15 protein-coding genes are annotated in these 19,094 nt (G+C 57.5%); 5 read left to right on the top strand and 10 right to left on the bottom strand.

Features of this window, described 5'->3' with window-relative positions; translation table 11 throughout:
• Nucleotides 1-17: 17 nt before the first annotated feature.
• Genes ACMGGM_RS05390 through ACMGGM_RS05375 form a run of 4 tightly spaced genes read right to left on the bottom strand, consistent with a single transcriptional unit; the run spans nucleotide 18 to nucleotide 5,768 of the window.
• Nucleotides 18-1,343: a lysine N(6)-hydroxylase/L-ornithine N(5)-oxygenase family protein gene (locus tag ACMGGM_RS05390; RefSeq protein WP_045134958.1), complete on the bottom strand. Its 1,326-nt coding sequence runs from the start codon at nucleotides 1,341-1,343 to the stop codon at nucleotides 18-20.
• Nucleotides 1,340-3,082, bottom strand: a complete 1,743-nt coding sequence (iucC, locus tag ACMGGM_RS05385) for an IucA/IucC family protein (RefSeq protein ID WP_045134959.1) — start codon at nucleotides 3,080-3,082, stop codon at nucleotides 1,340-1,342. The genes ACMGGM_RS05390 and iucC overlap by 4 nt, the downstream gene beginning before the upstream one ends.
• Nucleotides 3,079-4,026, bottom strand: coding sequence for a GNAT family N-acetyltransferase (locus ACMGGM_RS05380; RefSeq protein WP_045134960.1), 948 nt, complete (start codon nucleotides 4,024-4,026; stop codon nucleotides 3,079-3,081). The genes iucC and ACMGGM_RS05380 overlap by 4 nt, the downstream gene beginning before the upstream one ends.
• Nucleotides 4,026-5,768, bottom strand: coding sequence for an IucA/IucC family protein (locus tag ACMGGM_RS05375; protein WP_023338509.1), 1,743 nt, complete (start codon nucleotides 5,766-5,768; stop codon nucleotides 4,026-4,028). Before ACMGGM_RS05375 ends, ACMGGM_RS05380 begins: the two co-directional genes overlap by 1 nt.
• 138 nt (nucleotides 5,769-5,906) lie before the next feature.
• On the opposite strand from ACMGGM_RS05375, the gene ACMGGM_RS05370 reads away from it, so the two are divergent.
• The gene (locus ACMGGM_RS05370) at nucleotides 5,907-7,118 is read left to right on the top strand and encodes an MFS transporter (RefSeq protein WP_047625740.1); all 1,212 of its coding nucleotides are present in this window, start codon (nucleotides 5,907-5,909) and stop codon (nucleotides 7,116-7,118) included.
• Here the strand turns inward: ACMGGM_RS05370 and mtfA are convergent.
• The gene (mtfA, locus tag ACMGGM_RS05365) at nucleotides 7,115-7,909 is read right to left on the bottom strand and encodes a DgsA anti-repressor MtfA (RefSeq protein WP_014884426.1); all 795 of its coding nucleotides are present in this window, start codon (nucleotides 7,907-7,909) and stop codon (nucleotides 7,115-7,117) included. The genes ACMGGM_RS05370 and mtfA overlap by 4 nt on opposite strands.
• A gap of 216 nt (nucleotides 7,910-8,125) precedes the next feature.
• On the opposite strand from mtfA, the gene ACMGGM_RS05360 reads away from it, so the two are divergent.
• The 3 genes from ACMGGM_RS05360 to ACMGGM_RS05350 are packed head-to-tail and all read left to right on the top strand — an operon-like array spanning nucleotide 8,126 to nucleotide 10,722.
• Nucleotides 8,126-8,272 (top strand): DUF2256 domain-containing protein, encoded by a 147-nt coding sequence (locus tag ACMGGM_RS05360; protein WP_071789391.1) that lies wholly within the window; start codon nucleotides 8,126-8,128, stop codon nucleotides 8,270-8,272.
• On the top strand, nucleotides 8,269-9,798 hold the full coding sequence (locus ACMGGM_RS05355) for a cryptochrome/photolyase family protein (RefSeq protein ID WP_127341536.1): 1,530 nt from the start codon (nucleotides 8,269-8,271) through the stop codon (nucleotides 9,796-9,798). The genes ACMGGM_RS05360 and ACMGGM_RS05355 overlap by 4 nt, the downstream gene beginning before the upstream one ends.
• Before the next feature lie 24 nt (nucleotides 9,799-9,822).
• Nucleotides 9,823-10,722, top strand: coding sequence for a LysR family transcriptional regulator (locus ACMGGM_RS05350; protein WP_045134964.1), 900 nt, complete (start codon nucleotides 9,823-9,825; stop codon nucleotides 10,720-10,722).
• Here ACMGGM_RS05350 and ACMGGM_RS05345 read toward each other — a convergent pair.
• The 3 genes from ACMGGM_RS05345 to ACMGGM_RS05335 all read right to left on the bottom strand — a co-directional run bounded on the left by ACMGGM_RS05345 (nucleotide 10,697) and on the right by ACMGGM_RS05335 (nucleotide 14,351).
• A complete protein-coding gene (locus ACMGGM_RS05345) occupies nucleotides 10,697-11,485 on the bottom strand; it encodes a substrate-binding domain-containing protein (protein WP_045134965.1) in 789 nt (262 codons plus the stop codon). The genes ACMGGM_RS05350 and ACMGGM_RS05345 overlap by 26 nt on opposite strands.
• Nucleotides 11,482-12,795: an MFS transporter gene (locus ACMGGM_RS05340; RefSeq protein ID WP_023330831.1), complete on the bottom strand. Its 1,314-nt coding sequence runs from the start codon at nucleotides 12,793-12,795 to the stop codon at nucleotides 11,482-11,484. The genes ACMGGM_RS05345 and ACMGGM_RS05340 overlap by 4 nt, the downstream gene beginning before the upstream one ends.
• A 260-nt stretch (nucleotides 12,796-13,055) precedes the next feature.
• On the bottom strand, nucleotides 13,056-14,351 hold the full coding sequence (locus ACMGGM_RS05335; RefSeq protein WP_045134966.1) for a serine hydrolase domain-containing protein: 1,296 nt from the start codon (nucleotides 14,349-14,351) through the stop codon (nucleotides 13,056-13,058).
• A 95-nt stretch (nucleotides 14,352-14,446) separates the two neighbouring features.
• On the opposite strand from ACMGGM_RS05335, the gene ACMGGM_RS05330 reads away from it, so the two are divergent.
• On the top strand, nucleotides 14,447-15,352 hold the full coding sequence (locus ACMGGM_RS05330) for a LysR family transcriptional regulator (protein ID WP_045134967.1): 906 nt from the start codon (nucleotides 14,447-14,449) through the stop codon (nucleotides 15,350-15,352).
• On the opposite strand, the gene fumA is transcribed toward ACMGGM_RS05330, so the two are convergent.
• Nucleotides 15,341-16,990, bottom strand: a complete 1,650-nt coding sequence (fumA, locus tag ACMGGM_RS05325; protein WP_032636107.1) for a class I fumarate hydratase FumA — start codon at nucleotides 16,988-16,990, stop codon at nucleotides 15,341-15,343. The genes ACMGGM_RS05330 and fumA overlap by 12 nt on opposite strands.
• 52 nt (nucleotides 16,991-17,042) lie before the next feature.
• Nucleotides 17,043-18,551, bottom strand: coding sequence for an anion permease (locus ACMGGM_RS05320; protein ID WP_014884418.1), 1,509 nt, complete (start codon nucleotides 18,549-18,551; stop codon nucleotides 17,043-17,045).
• Nucleotides 18,552-19,094 lie beyond the last annotated feature (543 nt).

Below are 19,094 nucleotides of genomic sequence, written 5' to 3'. Positions count from 1 at the left end.
GATCCTGATTGTGTGTGTCAGTACTCGGTCGTTTTCTCTAACGCGTTAAAAACCGGGCTGCTGTCCTGGCTGGCGGTGGTGCGCCAGTGGATAACGCCGGGTGTGGTAGCCAGCTCAAATGGCTCGTCAGGATGCGCGCGGTTAAGAATGCGTGCGGCACGCCAGGCCATCAGGCTGAGCTGGGGTTCAGCAATGCCGAGACGGTGCATCCCGGCATTGACGGCAAACAGTCGGTTGCTCTGCGGGCCGTCCCATTCGAGGGTGAAATCGTTATTGATGCAGAAGGCTTCATCCGCATCCAGATGCAGGCGGTGAGACAGCGGGGCAAGGAACGCAGGCTGCACGGCGCGGTAACCGGTGGCAAAGATCACCACGTCGGTATCCAGCTGTTCGCGACCGCCGTCGAGATGATGCTGTATGCTCAGACGCTGACCGTTTTCCTGACGCGCCAGTGACGTCACCGAGCGGGACGGCAGAAGGTGCGCCCACGGTTTTTCACGCAGCACCTCAAAGCGGTGATACATGGCGCGGTAAATTGCCAGCAGGGACTCGGTGGTAATGCCGTCAGAGGTCATCTTCTGCTCGTGCAGCATCTGACGACGGGCCTCTTCGCCGAGCGTGGAGAAGCTGTCCACATACTCCGGCGTGAAGTACTCGTTGGCGAAGGCGGCTTCATCCAGCGCGTTGTAGTTGTTGCGGCGCGAGACCCAGTTCAGGCTTAGCGGCTGGCCCCATTCCCCGCGGAAGATATTTAAGAACAGGTCGGCACCGCTCTGGCCGCCACCGACGACGGTCACGCGCTTGCCCGCTAAATTTGGCGTGCGCAGCATCATCTCGCTGGCGTGGAAACAGGTGTCGTCCTGCACCGTCACGCAATCCGGGAGGTTAATCTGTTTGCCAATCCCCACGCAGACGTGGCGGGCAAAGAACCGATCCCGCTGTGTCACGACCTCAAACAGACCGCTTGTCTCATCAAAGCTCACCTGCTGCACCTGCTGGCTGAAGGCGAGGTTGGTGAGGTTTTCTGCCGCCCAGCACAGGTAATCGGCAAACTCTTCGCGAGACACCGTGCGCTGTTCGGTGGTCAGGAAGCGGTAGAACTTTTTACGCTGCACCAGGTAGTTCAGGAAGCTGTGGCGGTTGGTCGGCTCCACGGCGCTGACCAGATCCTTCAGGAAGCTGGTCTGCATGTGGCAGTCCGGCACCATCATCCCCGGGTGCCAGGAGAAGTGCGGCTTGCGCTCAAGGAACAGCGAGCTAAAACCGTCCAGTCCTTCTGCCAGGGCGGCGATGCTGAGGTTAAACGGGCCAATACCAATGCCGATGAAATCATAGGTTTTCATTGCGCTGACTCCCGGGAGGCCAGAAAAAGAGGGTTATCAAGGTCGGTAACGTAGTTCGGCAGCATGCGGCTGCCGCCGTCATGCTCGGAGAAGGTCAGTTTGACCGGGTTGAGGATCACGCGAATAATTTGCGGCTTAAACAGGTCGAACATCGCGAAACGTTCCGCAAGCTCGGGGTGCGCAGCCATATACCGGCGCAATACCCCCGCCAGGATTTGATAGAAACGGATTTCGCTCACGCCGCATTGCAGGGTGAGACGCGAGATAAAGCGCAGCACCGTCACAAAGTTACCGGTTTGCAGGTCGTGGATGATGTAATCCGCGCTCAGACGTGCCGTAACGTCCTTCACCTGCGCCGGCAGGCTCTGCGCCTGCGGGAAATCTTCGTCCACCAGACGCATATCACCCTGGAAATCCTTCAGCAGGATGCGCTGCGGCACGTAGTTTTTCATCACCAGCGTCACGTTCTGACCGTGGGCGATCAGCGCCACGCCGTAGCGGCAGAGCAGGTGATAGAACGGGATCACCGTCGCGTCGAACAGCTTTTCCAGCCACGCGTCGGCGCTTAGCCCCGAGCGCTTAATCCACGCGTCGATCAGCGGACGCCCGGCGTTATCGGTTTCCATCAGCGCCGCCATCAGCACCGCCTGTTCACCGTCTTCTAAATAACAGGACGGATTCTCGCGCCAGATCACCCCCAGCATCTCCTGATAGCGGTAGGGCGCTTTCGGTAATGCGGCATAGCCCGGATGCGACAGATATCCGGCGGCGGGTTCACCCAGTACCTGCGCGCCGCAGCGAATCAGCGTGGCGTCAGAGGCGAACTGCTGCTGCAGCCAGCGTGAGGCCAGCGGCCCGGCGGCAATGTATTTGCCCGGAATGCCGCGATAGCAGGAGGTGTTGTAGATGGTCAGCGGCAGCTTGATGTCAAACGGCGCGCGACGGCTGGCGTTGGTGAGCGTGCGCAGGGACTGCTGCGCCAGATACTCATCGCCAAATTCGCCCAGCTCCACCATCTCACCGCGCGCCAGCTGCGCCAGGAAGTGAATGGCAATTTTCTGCTGCCACTGCCACGGGTGTAGCGGCACGGGCAGCCAGCTTTCGTCGAGCCCCAGCGCCTGCCAGCGATGCTCAAACCGGACGTGCTCGGCGTTGTCCATGGTACTGGCAAGCAGATTCTGAATGTCGCAATCGGCGTCGCTGCTCCAGACCAGGTGTTCACGCTGAACGGCAACCCAGTGCAGACGAAAACGTCCGCGATACTCAGGCGCGTACTGATGCAGGGCATCCAGCCCCCATCCGCGGCGGCCTTTGTTGAAAATAAACTTAGGATGACCGCTCATCAGACACTGTAATTCATCCGGGTCGAGGTGGATCAGCGCGTCGGCATCCAGCGCTTCACGCGCCTGGAGCAGCTGAATATCACCGCGCAGCGTGGCGTAAAGATCTTCCATATGCTCCGCCGTTTGCGCGTCGCTCATCTCCAGCACGGTCGCCAGCTGCAGCAGCGCGCTTTCCGCTTCCACGGCGGCGCCGCTGGCGGTGGTCAGGGTATCAGGATCGATATGCAGCCAGCCCCAGATCCCGCGCGTGGCGCGAAACTGCCAGGATTCCGTGCCCATGGTGATGTGCCAGCCGTCCGATGAAACCGGCTCAGCGCGCAGGGTACGTTCGTATTCCAGTTCGGCGAGGATCTTCGCCACCATCTCGCGGTTTACTTTCTGCCAGAGCGCGTTCACAGTTTCACCTCATGGAAGAAGCGGTGACGCTCGCTCACGATCAGGCGCGAGCGCTTGTGCGGGAAGTCGAACTCTTTTGCGGTGTCGAAACCGGCGGACGCTAGGTGGCGGAACAGGCGTTGGTTGTCGAAGCGCGGCTCGGCCACAATGCGCGTCGTGCGCGGTTCATCCAGATACAGGTAGTGGCTCAGACCGCGCAGCCAGCTGCGAATGTACTGCGCGCCGCGCCAGTGCTCTTCGCCCACCAGCATATGCAGCCCGCGGTCGAACGGCTGCCAGCGGTAGTGGCGGCCAATGCGGTCTTCTGGCGCCCAGTAGAGTTCAAAGTAGCCGAACGGCTGGTCGTCGAAGCAGCCGATAACCGGGTAGCAGTAGGTCGAGTCAAGCTGACGGCGCAGGTAGTTTTCCTGTTCGGCCTGCGGGCCGGCCATCTCCCAGAAGGCGTTCACGCGCGGGTTGTTCATCCATTGAGTGAATCGTTCGCCGTCCAGCGCCACGTCGGCCACGCGGAAGCTCAGCGTGCGTTTAATTTGCGGATCGTAACGGCGATACACCTCACCCTGGGGGCGGCGAGGGCGCTGCGGGAAGTACAGCTGACGGCTCTCATCAAACTGCATACCGTTGCTCGCCTGCGGTCGTTCGCCTTTCAGCCAGAGCGGCAATTGCCAGAAGGTTTCACGCGCCAGGTAATCCCCGTGGGCCAGGCTAAACAGCGCCTTTGCCTGAGGTTCATCCTGCCAGGTTGCCCACGGCAGCGTAATGCCGGTCAGCGTGGGGGCGGCGACAAACAGCTGATCCAGCGCTTCCACCAGCCAGCCCGCCGGGATAGCCCCGAGACGCTCCAGCACCGCGCTGCCGTCGAGACCTAACGTCAGCGGCAGCGCGGTATCCGTTGCGGTGCAGCGAAAGCCGAAGCCAGAATGGACGATATTCGCGATGGCCATTACGCCTTCTCCTTGTAGAACGGGTTGCTAAAGTCGAAATAGATCACCGCCGGATCGGCGATGGTGTTTTCGTTGCGATCGTGCAGATAACAGAAGAAGTTGCCTTTGCAGTTCCAGGTCGGGCTGTCCAGCACGTAGTCAAGGCAGCGGGTCTGCTTCGCCGTACGGCGCAGCGCGACCAGCGCGTCACGCACGCGCGCCATCAGGCGCTCTTCACTGTCGAAACCGGCGGCGGCAAGGGCGGCAGTCACCGCAAGGGTGGAGTTCAGCAGCAGGTAGTAAGGGAAATAGCGCAGCAGCTGGCTCTCACCGAAGCGGTTTTCCACGTCAGTTTCACCCGCCTCTTTCAGCCACCCGTCGGCTCCTTCGGTCCAGGCGCTGCCCTGGCAGTCACGGTAGATAAGCCCGACGGGGAAATCCTGCTGCATCTCAACGAGGATATTTTGCTGGTGGGCGAGCAGCACCAGGCCGTAGTCCGCCTCGGCGCTGAACAGGGGGAGTAACACGCGGTCGCAATAGGCGTCCAGCCAGCAGCGTGCGGCCTGAGCGAGGGGTAAATCCAGACGCTGGCTCAGACGACGCACTGCCGCAGCCAGCAGGCTGTCACCGCCATCCGGGGCGGCCTGCGTCAGGCTGACCAGCACGTTGGTCTGCGTGTCCGGCGTGTCAAACAGCAGATTGACGCGCAGGGCCATCAGGCTCTCTTCCTGCACCACGCCGTTTTCGTCACGCAGCCCCGCCCAGCCGTCTTCCTGCATCACGCGCATCGTCGGGTAGCGTGCCTGAAGCGTTTGCCAGCGTTCCGTTTTCGCCAGGCGCGCCAGGCGCATCCCGCGCTTAACTTCTTTCACCGACAGCGTGCGCACGGAATTGGTCAGGCGCACGCTGAGGGAGAATTTAATCATGTCGCTGTTGGTTTCGCTGTACAGCGAGCGGGACGAGCTGGTGGGCAGCCACTGTGCGCCCGCTTCGCCCAGATCCTGCAATGAACCGTTTTCCACCAGACGCTGGCACCAGGCCTGACCCAGCAGATGCTCTGCCTGCCATGGGTGCATAGGCAACAGCCAGCGCGTGTCGGTGAAGTGGCCGAGCAGCTCAGGCGCGCTCTGGGCGGCGAAGCGCAGCAGACGTTCGCGCAGGGAGACGTTCAGGCTGTCACCAGCAATGCGCGTGCTCTCAACGGCAAACCAGCGCAGCGGGAAACGGGAGGCAAAATCAGGCAGATAGCGTCGCGCTTCGGTTTCGTTGAATGGCTCGTGCGACTTCGGTGCCGGGTGAAATGCGTGGCCGACCAGCAGCGCCTGTTCTGCTTCAGCAAACGTCAGCGGTTTATCACGCAGCGTGGACCAGCTGTGGCGTAGGTCGATCGCCTGCCAGGTATGCGCATGACTTTCCAGCACGCGTTGCTTAAAACGCGCCAGCGTATCGGCATCAAGAACGCCTTTTACTGATGGTTTTTCAAGAAGTAAATCAACCAGTTGGGTATATGTGACGGCGTCACCGCAGTCGCTATCGCTCTGGATAAGCGTTGCCGGGAAACAGTACTGATGGTGCTGGGTGGGGGAGAAATAGCGTACCGGAACCCGCAGGGCCTGAGCGGGAGAAAGCGGGATATGAATATGCGCCAGCTCATCCGCAGCGGCTGCGGGGAGATAGCGCCAGTCCGTCGTTTCGCGCAGCAGGGCGTTTAAAAAACACTGGGCCGCAACGTCTGTACCGGCGGAGCGGGGCAGAGTACGCATAGATGTACCTCATTCCATGATTGATAATAATTCTCGTTATGATATTCATTCTATTTACACTCGCAACCATTTTTGCAATATTTGTTTTCATAAACTTCATAATTTCCACACATTTATTGACACTATGTTCACATTCTCATGCGCGCTAATTCAGAAACGCTGACTGAAAACGTCACCTCTAAAGCCAACTGGCCGCTGGCACTCTGTGCAGGTTTATTGGGCATCGGGCAGAACGGTTTGCTGGTCATGCTCCCGCAGCTGGTGAACCTGACCGGGCTGTCGCTCTCGGTCTGGGCCGGGCTGTTAATGTTCGGCTCCATGCTTTTTTTACCGGCATCGCCCTGGTGGGGGCGTCAGAGCGAGCGACGCGGCTGTAAGGTCGTGATGGTGGCCTCGCTCAGCGGCTATCTTGCCAGCTTCGCCGTGATGGCCGTGGTGGTCTGGGCAATGGCGGCCGGGTTGCTCCAGAGCACCTGGGGGCTGGCGGGGCTGATCTTTTCGCGCCTGCTCTACGGTTTAACCGTGTCGGGGATGGTGCCTGCCGCCCAGACCTGGGCTATTCAGCGTGCGGGGCTGGACAAACGCATGGCGGCGCTGGCCACCATCAGCTCCGGCCTGAGCTGCGGCCGTCTGCTGGGGCCACCGCTGGCAGCAATGATGCTCAGCATTAACCCGGTGGCACCGCTCTGGCTCATGGCGATTGCGCCGTTTATCGCTCTGCTGCTGGTGCTGCGAGAAGTGGCCGACCCTCCGCTGCCGCCGGTGGCGCATCAGGCGACCCGTCTGCAGGTCTCTATGCTGCCGTTCCTGCTGCTGGCGATGCTGCTGGCGGCGCTGGTGAGCCTGATGCAGCTTGGCCTCACGCCGCATCTCAGCCCCTTGCTGGAGGGCAACGCCCGTGAGATCAGCCACCATGTTGCGCTCCTGCTGAGCCTGGCCGCGCTGGCCACGCTCGCGGCGCAATTTTTGATTGTTCGCCCGCAGCACTTCAGCCCGCTGACGTTGCTCTGTATGGCGGCGGTATTGATGGTGGCAGGACTTGGGTTGATGTGTATTGCCGGGCTGGCGCTGTTTTACGTGGGAATTGCTGTCACCTCGCTCGGCGCGGCGATGGCTACACCGGGCTATCAGCTACTGTTGAACGATCGGCTGACCACGGGGAAAGGCGCGGGCGCGATCGCCACCAGCCATACGTTAGGCTACGGCATCAGCGCGCTGCTGGTGCCCGTAGTCACGCGCTTTTTCGGTGAGCAGTATTTAACGATGGCGGCAGGGGGAATGGCGGTGCTGTTTTTCGTACTGAGCATCGGGGTACGGTTAACCGGGCGCACCCCTGTCGAAAAAAATTAATGTACCTGGTGAGGGGAAGGGCCGACCGCCTCATTTTGACGCAGACGCTTAAGCGGATCCTGCTGATAAAACTGGGTAAAACGCTGCCATAGCGCCGGGAAACGCGGGGCGAAGAGTTCGGGGGCGCTGAAGAAGTACTCTGAAAGCACCGCGAAGCACTCTGCGGGGTCGGTCGCCGCGTAGGCATCAATGCTGGCGGCACTTTCGCCCACGAGATCGATCTCGTCCTGGATGTTATCCATCGCCGCATGCAGATCGTGCTCCCATCCTGCGACTTCACGCAGCGGGATCAGCGGAACACCGCTGGCGCGGTCGCCGTTGCGGGTATCCAGCTTATGCGCGACTTCATGAATGATCAGATTAAAGCCTGACGCGTCGAATGAGTCCTGAATGTCGAGCCAGTTCAGGATAATCGGCCCTTGCTGCCAGCTTTGTCCGGACTGTACCACCCGCTGGTTGTGTACCAGGCCGATGTCATCCTCCCACTCATCGTCGACGATGAAGGGCGCCGGGTAGATCAGCACTTCGTGGAAGCCGTCCAGCCACTCGATACCCAGTTCAAGCACCGGCAGGCAGAAAAGCAGGGCGATACGCGCGTTTTTCAGGGGATCCAGCTCGAACCCCTGCAGAGGAACCAGGCGTTTTTGCTGCAAAAAACGATCCGCCAGCTGAACCAGTTTTGACTGTTCGTCCGGCTGGAGATTCGCCAGAACAGGGATCGCCAGCGCGTCATCCCACGGCAGCGCCATATCCCGGCCAGCCTCATTCGTTTTCCAGGGCCACTTAATCATCGCTTTGCTCGCAAACTCGTCACTTGAACAAAAATGGGAAAGTCAGGTTCAGTTAAGATGCCAGAAAATGGCTTATTTCTACACTTCCAGCCTGAATAAACTATCATTTCGTACAGAGCAGTGGGTAGCGCTTTGCAGGCATCACCTTCATTTTGTGATGTCTGTCGTAGCCTTTATCTGCAGCCCGAGTGAATAAATCAGTCCGGTATTGAAAAGATGAGTGATTTCAAAGGTAACAAGCAGAACCTGCCCAGTCGGGCGTGCGCGCACTGCCAGCGGCCTATGACGTGGCGCAAGAAGTGGGCGAAATGCTGGGATGAGGTCAAATACTGTTCTGAGCGCTGTCGCAGGAGCCACCGTTGACCGAACTACGCCTGATTCTGGGCGATCAGCTCAATCCACATCACAGCTGGTTTGATACCTGTAGCCCGAATGTCATTTACGTGATGCTGGAACTGCGGGCGGAAACCGCGTATGTCCTTCATCACGCTCAGAAAATCATCGCTATCTTCGCGGCCATGCGCGCGTTTGCCGCTGAGTTAAAAGAGAAGGGGCATCGGGTAAGGTTTGTCCGGCTCTCTGAGGGTTCAAACCGCGGCACGCTGGAAGATAATCTCAACGCGCTTATCGCACATTACCATGCTGGCAGGGTGATGTGGCAGGAGCCTGATGAATGGCGTCTTGATGCGCAGTTGCAGGCGTGGGCGAAAACGGCGACCGTCGAAACGACCTGCGTCAGCAGCGAGCATTTTTTCACCTCCCGGGAGCAGGTGAGCGCGTTCTTTGCATCGCGTAAAAGCTGGCGAATGGAATATTTTTATCGGGAAATGCGTCGTCAGCATGGCGTGCTGTTGACCCCGGAAGGCGAGCCCGAAGGGGGGAAATGGAATTTCGATGCTGAAAACCGCAAGCGCTGGTCCGGTGAACCGCCTGCTCCGGATGACTCTCGCATCTGCCACGATCGCTCAGCATTATGGGAAGAGATCCAACGCTGCGGCGTACGCACCTTTGGCGAACCGCAGGCCAACACTTTTCGCTGGCCAGTCGACCGTGCTGAAGCTAAAGCCCGGCTGGATGCGTTTATTTCGCACGTCCTGCCCCAGTTTGGTAACTGGCAGGATGCAATGCACACGGAAGAACCTTTTCTTTTCCACTCCTTAATTTCATTTGCGCTGAACACCAAAATGCTCAATCCCCGTGAAGTGGTTGCCGCCGCCGAGCAGGCATGGCGCTCGGGTGATGCGCCGTTGCCTGCTGTCGAAGGGTTCATCCGGCAAATTCTTGGCTGGCGGGAGTATGTGCGCGGGATCTACTGGTCGCAAATGCCGGGCTATCGGGAGCTGAATGCGTTAGAGCAGCACACCCCGCTGCCGGAGTGGTTCTGGACGGGCGAGACGCAAATGCGCTGCCTGGCGCACGCCATTGGACAGTCGCTCACGGAGGCTTACGCTCACCATATCCAGCGCCTGATGATTATCGGGAATTTTAGCCTGCTCGGTGGTCTCTCGCCGCAGGCGGTACATGAATGGTATCTGGGCGTGTATATTGATGCGTTTGAGTGGGTGGAATTGCCCAATACTCTCGGCATGAGCCAGTTTGGCGATGGCGGTTTACTGGCCAGTAAGCCTTATGTTTCAAGCGCGTCTTACATCCATAAGATGAGTAACTACTGTCAGGGATGTCGGTATCAACACAATCAACGCACCGGTGAGGTGGCGTGTCCCTTCAATGCGCTTTACTGGGATTTCTTTTTGCGTAACCAGGCGCGTCTGGGTCACAATCCCCGGCTGGGCATTGTTTTTAAACAGCTTGCGGACATGAAGGACGAGGAGCGGCAGGCCATTGCCGAACGCGCTGAGTACATCCGCCTTAATCTCAACGAACTCTGACCCCTGACAGGACATCCAGACACTATGCCCGTGAATTTCGACCTCAACGATCTCTATGCCTTCAGAGCGTTAGTGGAATACGGTAACTTCCGTGTCGCCGCTGAATCTATCTGCCTGTCCCAGTCAGCGCTGAGCCGCAGGATTGAAAAGCTGGAAGCCGCGCTGGGGAACCGACTCTTTGACCGAACCACACGCCGCGTCTCGCTGACGTTATACGGGCAAAACTTTGCGGAACGCTCCGCGCAGCTGCTCGATAACGTAGAGTCAATGCTGGCTGATGTCGATAAAGCCAGCGAAGAGCGGACGGGGCTGATCACGGTGGCCACGGTACCTTCCGCAGCCTGTTACTTTATGCCCGATGTGATCCGTCGCTTTCAGTCTCGCTATCCGCGCGTTCGCATTAAGCTCATCGACAGCAGCGCGGGCAACGTGATGGACGCCGTGGCCCGAAGCCAGGCGGATTTTGGTATTTGCTTCGCAGGAAACTTGTCGTCTGAAATCGAATTTTTCCCGCTGGTGGAGGATGTGTATGTTGCAGCATGCAGAAAGGATCACCCGCTGGCGCAGAAGAGCCAGCTGACGTGGCAGGCATTTTTTCAGCAGGATTACATCTCTCTCGATAAAACGTCCGGCAATCGCAACCTGCTCGATCGCCTGCTGGGGGATATCATTCCCGAGCGTCCCAGCGTCTGCGAAACGCGTCATGTCACCACGATGCTCGGTATGGTAGAGGCGGGGATCGGCATTGCTGCCGTTCCCGCCATGTCGATGCCGACGTCAGAGCACACGCTGCTGACCCCTTTGCCGCTGGTGGCGCCGGAGGTGAAGCGTACCGTGGGGCTTATCCGGCGCCGGGGGCGCATCCAGTCCTATATTGCGGCTGAGCTTGAAAAACAGATCACCGAACAGTATCGCCGGACGTAACGGGGATCATCCCCGTTACGCGGATGACTTCCCTTGAGGGCGGTGAGGCGAGATAGTTCAGCAGCGCTTTTCCCTCCGCGGGATGTTCCGCGTCACGGGTGACCGCGCCAGCGAAGCGCGTGATGTATTGCAAATTATCCGGGATTTTACCGATAAAGGTGACGCCCTGAATCGGCAGCAGCTCGCTGACCTGCTGGAACCCGACGGCGTATTTTCCTTTCGCCACTTCTGATGCGACCGGAATGCGCTCGACTTTTGTCGCTTTGCTCGTCACCTCCTTTTCAATCCCCAGCTTTTTAAACAATTCTTCGCTGACATACCTGCCGCTGGCGCTGTCTGAGTAGGCGATGGAGCGAGCCTGCAGCAGGGTATTACGCAGCGTCGTCTCGCTGCTGATATCAGGGATATCCGCACCTTTTTTCACGACCATGCCGATGGGAGAGTCCGCGAGTTCAGTCCGCGTACCCGGCCGGGTCAGACGGGCCTGTTCAAGCTTCGCCAGTGCATTGCCCACCATAATCACCACGTCGGCTTTCTCTCCGCGCGCGAGCCGGTTTGGGATTGCCTGCGGCGTAGTGCCCATTGAGGGACCGGGGATGATCACAATGTTATCCCCGGTCCGGCGTTCATACTCCGGGGCCAGCTTTTCCAGGGCGGCCTTGAATCCGCCCGAAATCATGACCTTCACGTCCTCTGCGCAGGCATTGACGCTCAGGAACATCGCCGTTAGCGCGATGGCGGTAGAGCGAGACGTACGTTTCATGCGGCCCCCTGTGACTTAACGGTGTTTTGCAGTGATGCCGCGCGGCGACGGTAGAGGTAGAGCGTTGCGAGCAACGCGCAGACCGCCGCAAAGCTCATCCAGTATCCCGGTGAGGCTTTGTCACCCGTGTATTCAATCAGCGCGGTGGACATCACCGGGGTGAAACCGCCAAAGACGGCGGTAGCCAGGCTATAAGCCAGCGAGAACCCCGCCACGCGGACTTCAGCAGGCATGATTTCCGTCAGCGCCGGGATCATCGCGCCGTTATACAGGCCGTAGAGGAAAGAGAGCCACAGCAGGACGCTCAGCATCATGGAGAAGCTGGGGGCCGCCGCCAGCATCGTCAGTGCCGGGTAGCTGGTGGCGAGCGCCAGCAGCGTCATGACAACCAGCACCGGTTTACGCCCGAAGCGGTCCGAGAGGGCTCCACCTATCGGCAGCCAGATGAAGTTAGAGACGGCCACCAGCAGCGTGACAAGCAGGCTGTCCGACGCGCTCAGCATCAGCACTTTTTTGCCGAAGGTTGGCGCGTAAACGGTGATCAGGTAGAACGCGGTAGTGGTCATCGCCACCATCAGCATACCTGCGACCACAACCTGCCAGTTTGTCAGCAGCGTTTTGAAAACCTGGCGCATCGCCAGATGATTGCGCCGTGCGTTGAACGCTTCGGTCTCCTCCAGCTTACGACGCAGGAAAAAGATGAACGGCACGATTAAACAGCCAAACAGAAACGGGATGCGCCAGCCCCACTCGCGAATGGCGCTCTCCTCCATCAGGGCATTCAGGGCAAAGCCCATCGCCGCGGCGACCATAATGGCAACCTGCTGGCTGCCGGACTGCCAGCTGGTGTAAAAACCTTTGCGGCCCGGCGTGGCGATTTCTGCCAGATAGACCGAGACGCCGCCAAGCTCCGCACCGGCGGAAAAGCCCTGCAGCAAACGGCCCGTCAGCACCAGCAGCGGTGCCCACAGCCCAATGCTCTGATACGACGGAATAAGCACAATCAGGAATGTTCCGGCAGCCATGATCGACAAGGTGACAATCAGCCCTTTACGACGACCCACTTTATCGATGTAAGCGCCGAGCACAATAGCGCCGATCGGACGCATCAAAAAGCCCGCGCCAAAGACGGCAAAGGTCATCATCAGCGAGGCAAATTCACTGCTCGCCGGGAAGAACGTATGCGCGATGTAGGTGGCATAAAAGCCGAACAGAAAGAAGTCGAATTGCTCAAGAAAGTTGCCCGAGGTGACGCGAAAAATCGCGCCCGCTTTCGCACGGACCGTTGCAGGTGAGGTTGAGGAAACCATGATTATCTCCAGTTTTTATCGTGACGTTATGCTCGTCTGTTTTTGAAAACTGGATCAGGAAACGGAAATTAATAAGCGCAAAGAGTGAATGAACTGATGCGCGTTGTGCATCAATGACAGGATGTTGACCAGGATTTACATACCTAACAATAACTTAACAATCGTGTGATTTTTTATTCACGCTAATTCGCTAAGTTGCTGATATCGCTGTTTTGTGACATCGCGCAGAGGAGACGCCAGGCAGCGCCTGGCTCTAAAAATCAGCGTAGCGCGTTCGCGATTGCGCTAAACATTAACGATGCTTCCAGCGGCTGAGCGCTGAAGGACGGTTCCGCCTGTGGCCAGGTGGACCACTGGACGATAACCAGGTTCTCTTTCTGATTCACCATAATCATCTGTCCAAAGATCCCCAGCGCCCAGAGCGACCCTTTAAGTGAATTGTCGACCTTTGGCGCGACGTGGGTGGCATTAACCGGCACTTCGTTGTTCCACCACTGATAGCCATACAACCCGTTCGGATGCGCGGCGGACACCGAACCTTTTGCCTGCGTCCAGTCTGAGGACTGTTTTACCCAGCCTTCGGGCAGGATCTGCTTCCCGCCGGGCAATGTGCCGTTATGAAGGATGAACTGACCGAAGCGGCCCCAGTCTTCCAGCGTGGCGTTAAAGCCGTGGGCGCCGACATCATGCTGGCCTTTGCTGTAGGCATGCCACACGCCGTCGCTGGCCATGCCGTAGGGTTGCCAGATGCTTTTCTCCAGATACGCCGCGAGCGTCATGCCGGTTGCGCGTTCAAGCACGTCACCCAGCAGCCACGCGCCGCCCGAGGAATAGGACCAGTTTTCGCCCGCAGGGTGCGCGCGGTGTAACCCTTTTACTAATGTCCGCACGCAGTCATAGGTGCCCGGTTTGGCTTCGCACTCTGTCAGCTTTGCGAAATCGGATCCCGGATTCGTGTAGTCCTCATTCCACGCCACGCCGGAGGTGTGGGTAATAAGCTGTCTCAGCGTCACACCGTCCCAGGCGGTGCCTTTCAAATCAGGTTCATATTGGGTAATAAGATCGTCGAGGGAGTGGATTTTTCCCTCTTTAATCGCTACCCCAACCAGCGCAGAGACCACCGATTTACCGACAGAGCGTGAGGTCCAGAGCGTGCTGTCGGTATTTCCTTCACCCAGATACTTATAGGCAACGTGGCCGTTTTTTAATACCAGCATGCCGCTGACGTTCTGGCGTTTCAGGTAATCATGGAGATCGTAGGTCTTGCCATTCACCTGATAGCGGGCATCGGTCAGCGGTTTTTCTGCGGCCAGCAACGGCGAGGCGTTGCCGTGATGGAATACGTCGCCCGCATAGTTGCGGTAGTCATTGCGGAAACCCACGACGCGGTCGGCCTGGCTCCAGGTGAGCATCGTATGTGCGTCCGGCAGTTTTGTATCAAAAGGGGCAGGACAGGTGTCGAGAACGGTACCGTTGCAGGCAGCCATGGCGGCAGGAGAGAGCAGGCTGCTGACAATCAGCGCCGCGAGCAGAGTGCGGTTTGTTTTGTTTTTCATGTTTTTCTCGTATGGCTCAGGAAGGACTTCAGTTTACGAACCCGCGGCCTATAATAAAAAACGCGTTATGGGGGAAAATCCCCCGAAAAGGTACTATGGAGGATCGCGTGGCGTCATTGATCTATTCGTTTGCCCAGCTTGAGGCGTTCACCGCCGTGGCTGAACATGGCAGCCTGGTGAAGGCGGCCACTAAACTGGGTAAAGACCGCACGACCCTGCGCGATCTGATTGATTTTCTGGAAGATGGTCTGGGTTACGCGTTGTTCCTGCGCGAGGGGCGAACCCTGCGGTTAACGCTGGAGGGGGAGCAGTTACAGCGGCAGGCGCATCTGTTGATGCGTCAGGTAAAAGCCTTTGAGGCGTTCGCCAGAGCCGTTCCGCAAAGCGCGACGCAGGATATTGCGCTCGTCTACGATCCGTTCACCCCGCGCGCTTTTTTGCAGGCGCTGATAGCAAAAATGGCGAGCCAGAATATTCGGCTGAGCCTGACCAGCACCTCGCGTGATGAAGCGGAAGCGATGCTCGCCAGCGGTGAGGCCGATGTGGGGATCTGTCAGGCACGTAATCGCAGCGTAGGCAATGAGATGGAATGGCGGGCGTTAGGGTCCATTGAGATGGATTTTTACGCCTCGAAAGCGCTGTTCCGGAATAACGCCTCTCCGGTTTCGCTACTCGATCTCTCTCTGGTGCCGCAGGTCATTATGCATGCGGCGTCTGACGAGCCGGTCGCGCGCCGTCTGCAAATCTCCGGACATACCCTTTTTACCAACGAACTTGAGATGCTGCGCGGTCTGCTGGAAAAGGGGTGCGGCTGGGGATTTTTGCCGACGCATCTTCATGCGGCGCAGTGGAAGGATGTAAAAAGGCTGCCCACCGAGGTGGGCAGCCAGGGAATAGCTCAGACGATGGTGACCATCTGGAAACCGGGTAGCGACAAGCGCGGGCTTATCAACGAAACGCTGTCGCTGTTACCGGCGTTGTGGAAGGCCTCAGCGCTGTGAGCAGCCTTTGCACTGTTGATTCTGGATCTGCTGGAAGAAATCGTTGCCTTTGTCATCCACCAGGATAAACGCCGGGAAATTTTCCACTTCAATTTTCCAGATGGCTTCCATACCCAGTTCAGGATACGCCACGCACTCCAGGCTCTTAATGCTGTTTTGCGCCAGCACCGCCGCCGGACCGCCAATGCTGCCGAGGTAGAAGCCGCCGTGCTTATGGCAGGCGTCGGTTACCTGCTGGCTGCGGTTGCCCTTCGCCAGCATGATCATGCTCGCACCGTGGGATTGCAGTAAGTCTACGTACGAGTCCATACGTCCCGCGGTGGTCGGACCGAGTGAGCCAGAGGCGTAACCTTCCGGCGTTTTTGCCGGACCTGCGTAGTAAATCGGATGATCTTTAACGTACTGCGGCAGTTCCTCGCCGTTATCCAGCAGCTCTTTCAGCTTCGCATGGGCAATATCGCGCGCCACGATGATGGTCCCGTTCAGCGACAGACGGGTAGAGACCGGGTGCGCGGAGAGCTGGGCCAGGATCTCGTTCATTGGTTTGTTCAGGTTGATGCTCACCACGTCGCCTTCACCCTGCTGACGCAGTGATTCAGGAATATACTGGCCCGGGTTGTGTTCCAGTTTTTCAATCCAGATCCCGTCGCGGTTGATTTTCGCTTTGATGTTGCGGTCTGCGGAGCAGGAAACCCCCATGCCGATCGGGCAGGACGCGCCGTGGCGCGGCAGGCGAATCACGCGGATGTCGTGGGCAAAATATTTACCGCCAAACTGTGCGCCCAGGCCGAGGTTCTGCGCTTCCTCGAGCAGTTCCTGTTCCAGCTTAACGTCGCGGAACGCCTGGCCATGTTCGTTGCCTTCGGTTGGCAGCGCGTCATAGTAGCGGGTAGAGGCCAGCTTCACGGTTTTCAGCGTGGCTTCTGCGGAGGTACCGCCGATCACAAACGCGATATGGTAAGGCGGGCAGGCGGCGGTGCCGAGCGTGCGCATCTTCTCAACCAGGTAGTTTTTCAGCTTCGCAGGGGTAATCAGCGCTTTGGTTTCCTGATAGAGATAGGTTTTATTCGCGGAACCGCCGCCTTTTGCCATGCACAGGAATTTGTACTCATCACCGTCCACGCTGTAGAGGTCAATCTGCGCGGGCAGGTTGGTGCCGGTATTCACCTCTTTATACATATCCAGCGCGGCGTTCTGGGAATAACGCAGGTTGTCTTCAATGTAGGTGTTATACACGCCCTGGCTCAGGGCGGCTTCGTCACCGCCGCCGGTCCAGACGCGCTGGCCTTTCTTGCCCATGATGATCGCGGTGCCGGTATCCTGACAGGTCGGCAGGACGCCTTTTGCGGCAATTTCAGAGTTGCGCAGGAACTGCAGGGCGACGTACTTATCGTTCTGGCTGGCTTCCGGGTCGTTAAGAATGGCGGCAACCTGTTTCTGATGAGAAGGACGCAGCATAAAGGCGGCATCGTGGAAGGCCTGCTGCGCCAGCAGCGTCAGGGCTTGCGGCTCGACTTTCAGGATTTCCTGCCCCTCGAACTCGGCAACGGAAACGTGCTCTTTGGTGAGCAGATAATATTCGGTGTCGTCATGGGAAAGAGGGAAGGGGTTCTGGTAGATAAACGGTTTGTTTGACATAGCTTGCTCCACAAAAATAAAACCGCCGGAGGAAGACCCCGGCGGTCAGAAATCAGAACATCATCGACATCCACGGATAACCAATCAGCAGCAGGGCCGCCAGGAAGATTGCACCGAAGATAGTGCCCAGGCGCCAGTAGTCTTTGGTTGGCAGGTAGCCGCTACCGTAGTAAATCGGGCTTGGGCCGGTACCGTATGGGGTGATGATCCCCATTACACCCAGCGAGGTCACCATCAGCAGGACGAACACTTCCATATTCATGCCCGGAATGGTGGAGGCGATGGTCAGCATCGCGGGCAGCAGCGCGGTGGTGTGTGCGGTGGTGCTGGCAAACAGGTAGTGCAGCAGGTAGAACGCCAGCAGCAGGACGATAGTCGCCACGCCCGGAGAGATACCGCTCATCAGCAGACCGCCTTCTTTACCTAACCAGCTGATAAAGCCGGTAGAGGAGAGGCCATCCGCCAGCGCCACCAGGGTGGCGAACCAGACGAAGGTGTTCCACGCGGCTTTGTTACCGGTGATATCGTTCCACTCCAGCACACCGGTCCACAGCATCAGACCGACAATTAACAGGGCAGCCATGGCCGGTTCAATCCACGCGGCGGCGAAGATCCACATCAGCAACGCACAGCACACGAAGACCAGCAGCAGGATCTCATTGCGCGACAGTTTGCCAAGTTTTTCCAGCTCGCGGGTCGCCCACAGCGGTACTTCGTTATTCACTTTCACTTCAGGCGGGTAGAACCAGTAGGCCAGCAGCGGCATGGTCAGAATCAACAGGATGCCCAGCGGCAGGAACGCGAGGAACCAGGTGCCCCAGGAGATATCAATCCCAACGGTGCTTTTCACCAGCGCCAGCGCCAGCAGGTTCGGCGCCAGAGCGGAGAGGAACATAGAACTGGTGATACAGGCCGCGGTGATAGCCACCCACATCAGATAAGAACCAATTTTGCGCGCGCTTGGGTCGTTGGGTTTTGAGCCGTACAGCGGCGGCAGGTTAGCGATAATCGGGTAGATGGTCCCGCCGCTGCGCGCCGTGTTGGACGGGGTAAACGGTGCCAGCAGCAGGTCTGCAAAGGTAATAGCATACCCGAGCGTCAGGCTGCGACGGCCGAGATATTTTACCAGAATCAGCGCCAGACGGCGGCCGAAGCGGGTTTTGTCATAGCCTGCGGCAAACATAAAGGCACCGAAAATCAACCAGACCGTTGAGTTACCGAACCCGCTCACCGCCCATTTGAAGGAGGCGCCTGCCAGCTTGAATTTTGGATCTGCCAGCTGGTCCGGGCTGAAGAGCACCCACTGGCTACACAGCGCAATGGCGACCACGCCGGTCAGGCCAATCACCGCGCCAGGCAGTGGTTCGAAGATCAGCCCGACGATCACGCCAACGAAGATAGCGAAGTAGTGCCACGCGTAAGGCGGTAAACCTTCCGGTACCGGAACAAACAGCAGCAGTACGGCGACGATGACGGGCAACGCCATCATCAGCAGTCGTTTCGCTTTTCCATTTGATGCCTGGTTCGCCACTGGGGGCGTTACAGCTGTTTTTGTATTCATAGTTTCACGTCTTAAGTTGTCAAAAATTCGGTAGTGCAGAAAAAACCAAATGTGTTTTTTAAGTTTCTTTGCTTTTTTTAGTTATTAAAGGTGCGGTTTGGTTTTTTCATTAATAACGATTTAACGCCTTTCTGTGTGCGTTAAATTAAAAATTGATGATGTTTTTATATTGCGCTTTTGGATGCTGCAACTATTGATCAGGATCAAAAAAACAGAAGTGCGGCGTTATTTTCGTGCTTTTATTAATAACCACTCTGGCGTATGGGGTTATTATTTATTTTTATCGTTTTCTTTATCATTCTTGTAACAATCCAAAATCTGGTATTCTTTTTATTTTTTGATTTTATTGAAGTTTTTATGGTTAAAGGAAATTGGTATGACCAATATTTATTTAACGTATTTTAAATTATTGTAAACGGGTAAATTATTATCACTAACACCATTGTGTTATTTCTGTTATCTCAGGGATTAAATAGTTTTTTAACTAACGTAATGGCTTTAGAAACTAAAAAAATCATTATATTAGTATCATGACATCGGCAA

Origin of the sequence: Enterobacter sp. BNK-14 (assembly GCF_047456095.1) — a bacterium.
Taxonomy (GTDB): Bacteria; Pseudomonadota; Gammaproteobacteria; order Enterobacterales; family Enterobacteriaceae; genus Enterobacter; species Enterobacter kobei.
This window is presented reverse-complemented; position numbering and strand designations above follow the sequence as displayed.

What these genes read in the sequence shown, in the direction of transcription:
- ACMGGM_RS05390 (WP_045134958.1), bottom strand. Translation starts at nt 1,343, where the DNA reads ATGAAAACCTATGATTTCATCGGCATTGGTATTGGCCCGTTTAACCTC.
- ACMGGM_RS05320 (WP_014884418.1), bottom strand. Translation starts at nt 18,551, where the DNA reads ATGAATACAAAAACAGCTGTAACGCCCCCAGTGGCGAACCAGGCATCA.
- ACMGGM_RS05330 (WP_045134967.1), top strand. Translation starts at nt 14,447, where the DNA reads ATGGAGGATCGCGTGGCGTCATTGATCTATTCGTTTGCCCAGCTTGAG.
- ACMGGM_RS05380 (WP_045134960.1), bottom strand. Translation starts at nt 4,026, where the DNA reads ATGGCCATCGCGAATATCGTCCATTCTGGCTTCGGCTTTCGCTGCACC.
- ACMGGM_RS05370 (WP_047625740.1), top strand. Translation starts at nt 5,907, where the DNA reads ATGCGCGCTAATTCAGAAACGCTGACTGAAAACGTCACCTCTAAAGCC.
- fumA (WP_032636107.1), bottom strand. Translation starts at nt 16,990, where the DNA reads ATGTCAAACAAACCGTTTATCTACCAGAACCCCTTCCCTCTTTCCCAT.
- ACMGGM_RS05335 (WP_045134966.1), bottom strand. Translation starts at nt 14,351, where the DNA reads ATGAAAAACAAAACAAACCGCACTCTGCTCGCGGCGCTGATTGTCAGC.
- ACMGGM_RS05345 (WP_045134965.1), bottom strand. Translation starts at nt 11,485, where the DNA reads ATGAAACGTACGTCTCGCTCTACCGCCATCGCGCTAACGGCGATGTTC.
- ACMGGM_RS05340 (WP_023330831.1), bottom strand. Translation starts at nt 12,795, where the DNA reads ATGGTTTCCTCAACCTCACCTGCAACGGTCCGTGCGAAAGCGGGCGCG.
- ACMGGM_RS05350 (WP_045134964.1), top strand. Translation starts at nt 9,823, where the DNA reads ATGCCCGTGAATTTCGACCTCAACGATCTCTATGCCTTCAGAGCGTTA.
- ACMGGM_RS05375 (WP_023338509.1), bottom strand. Translation starts at nt 5,768, where the DNA reads ATGCGTACTCTGCCCCGCTCCGCCGGTACAGACGTTGCGGCCCAGTGT.
- mtfA (WP_014884426.1), bottom strand. Translation starts at nt 7,909, where the DNA reads ATGATTAAGTGGCCCTGGAAAACGAATGAGGCTGGCCGGGATATGGCG.
- ACMGGM_RS05360 (WP_071789391.1), top strand. Translation starts at nt 8,126, where the DNA reads ATGAGTGATTTCAAAGGTAACAAGCAGAACCTGCCCAGTCGGGCGTGC.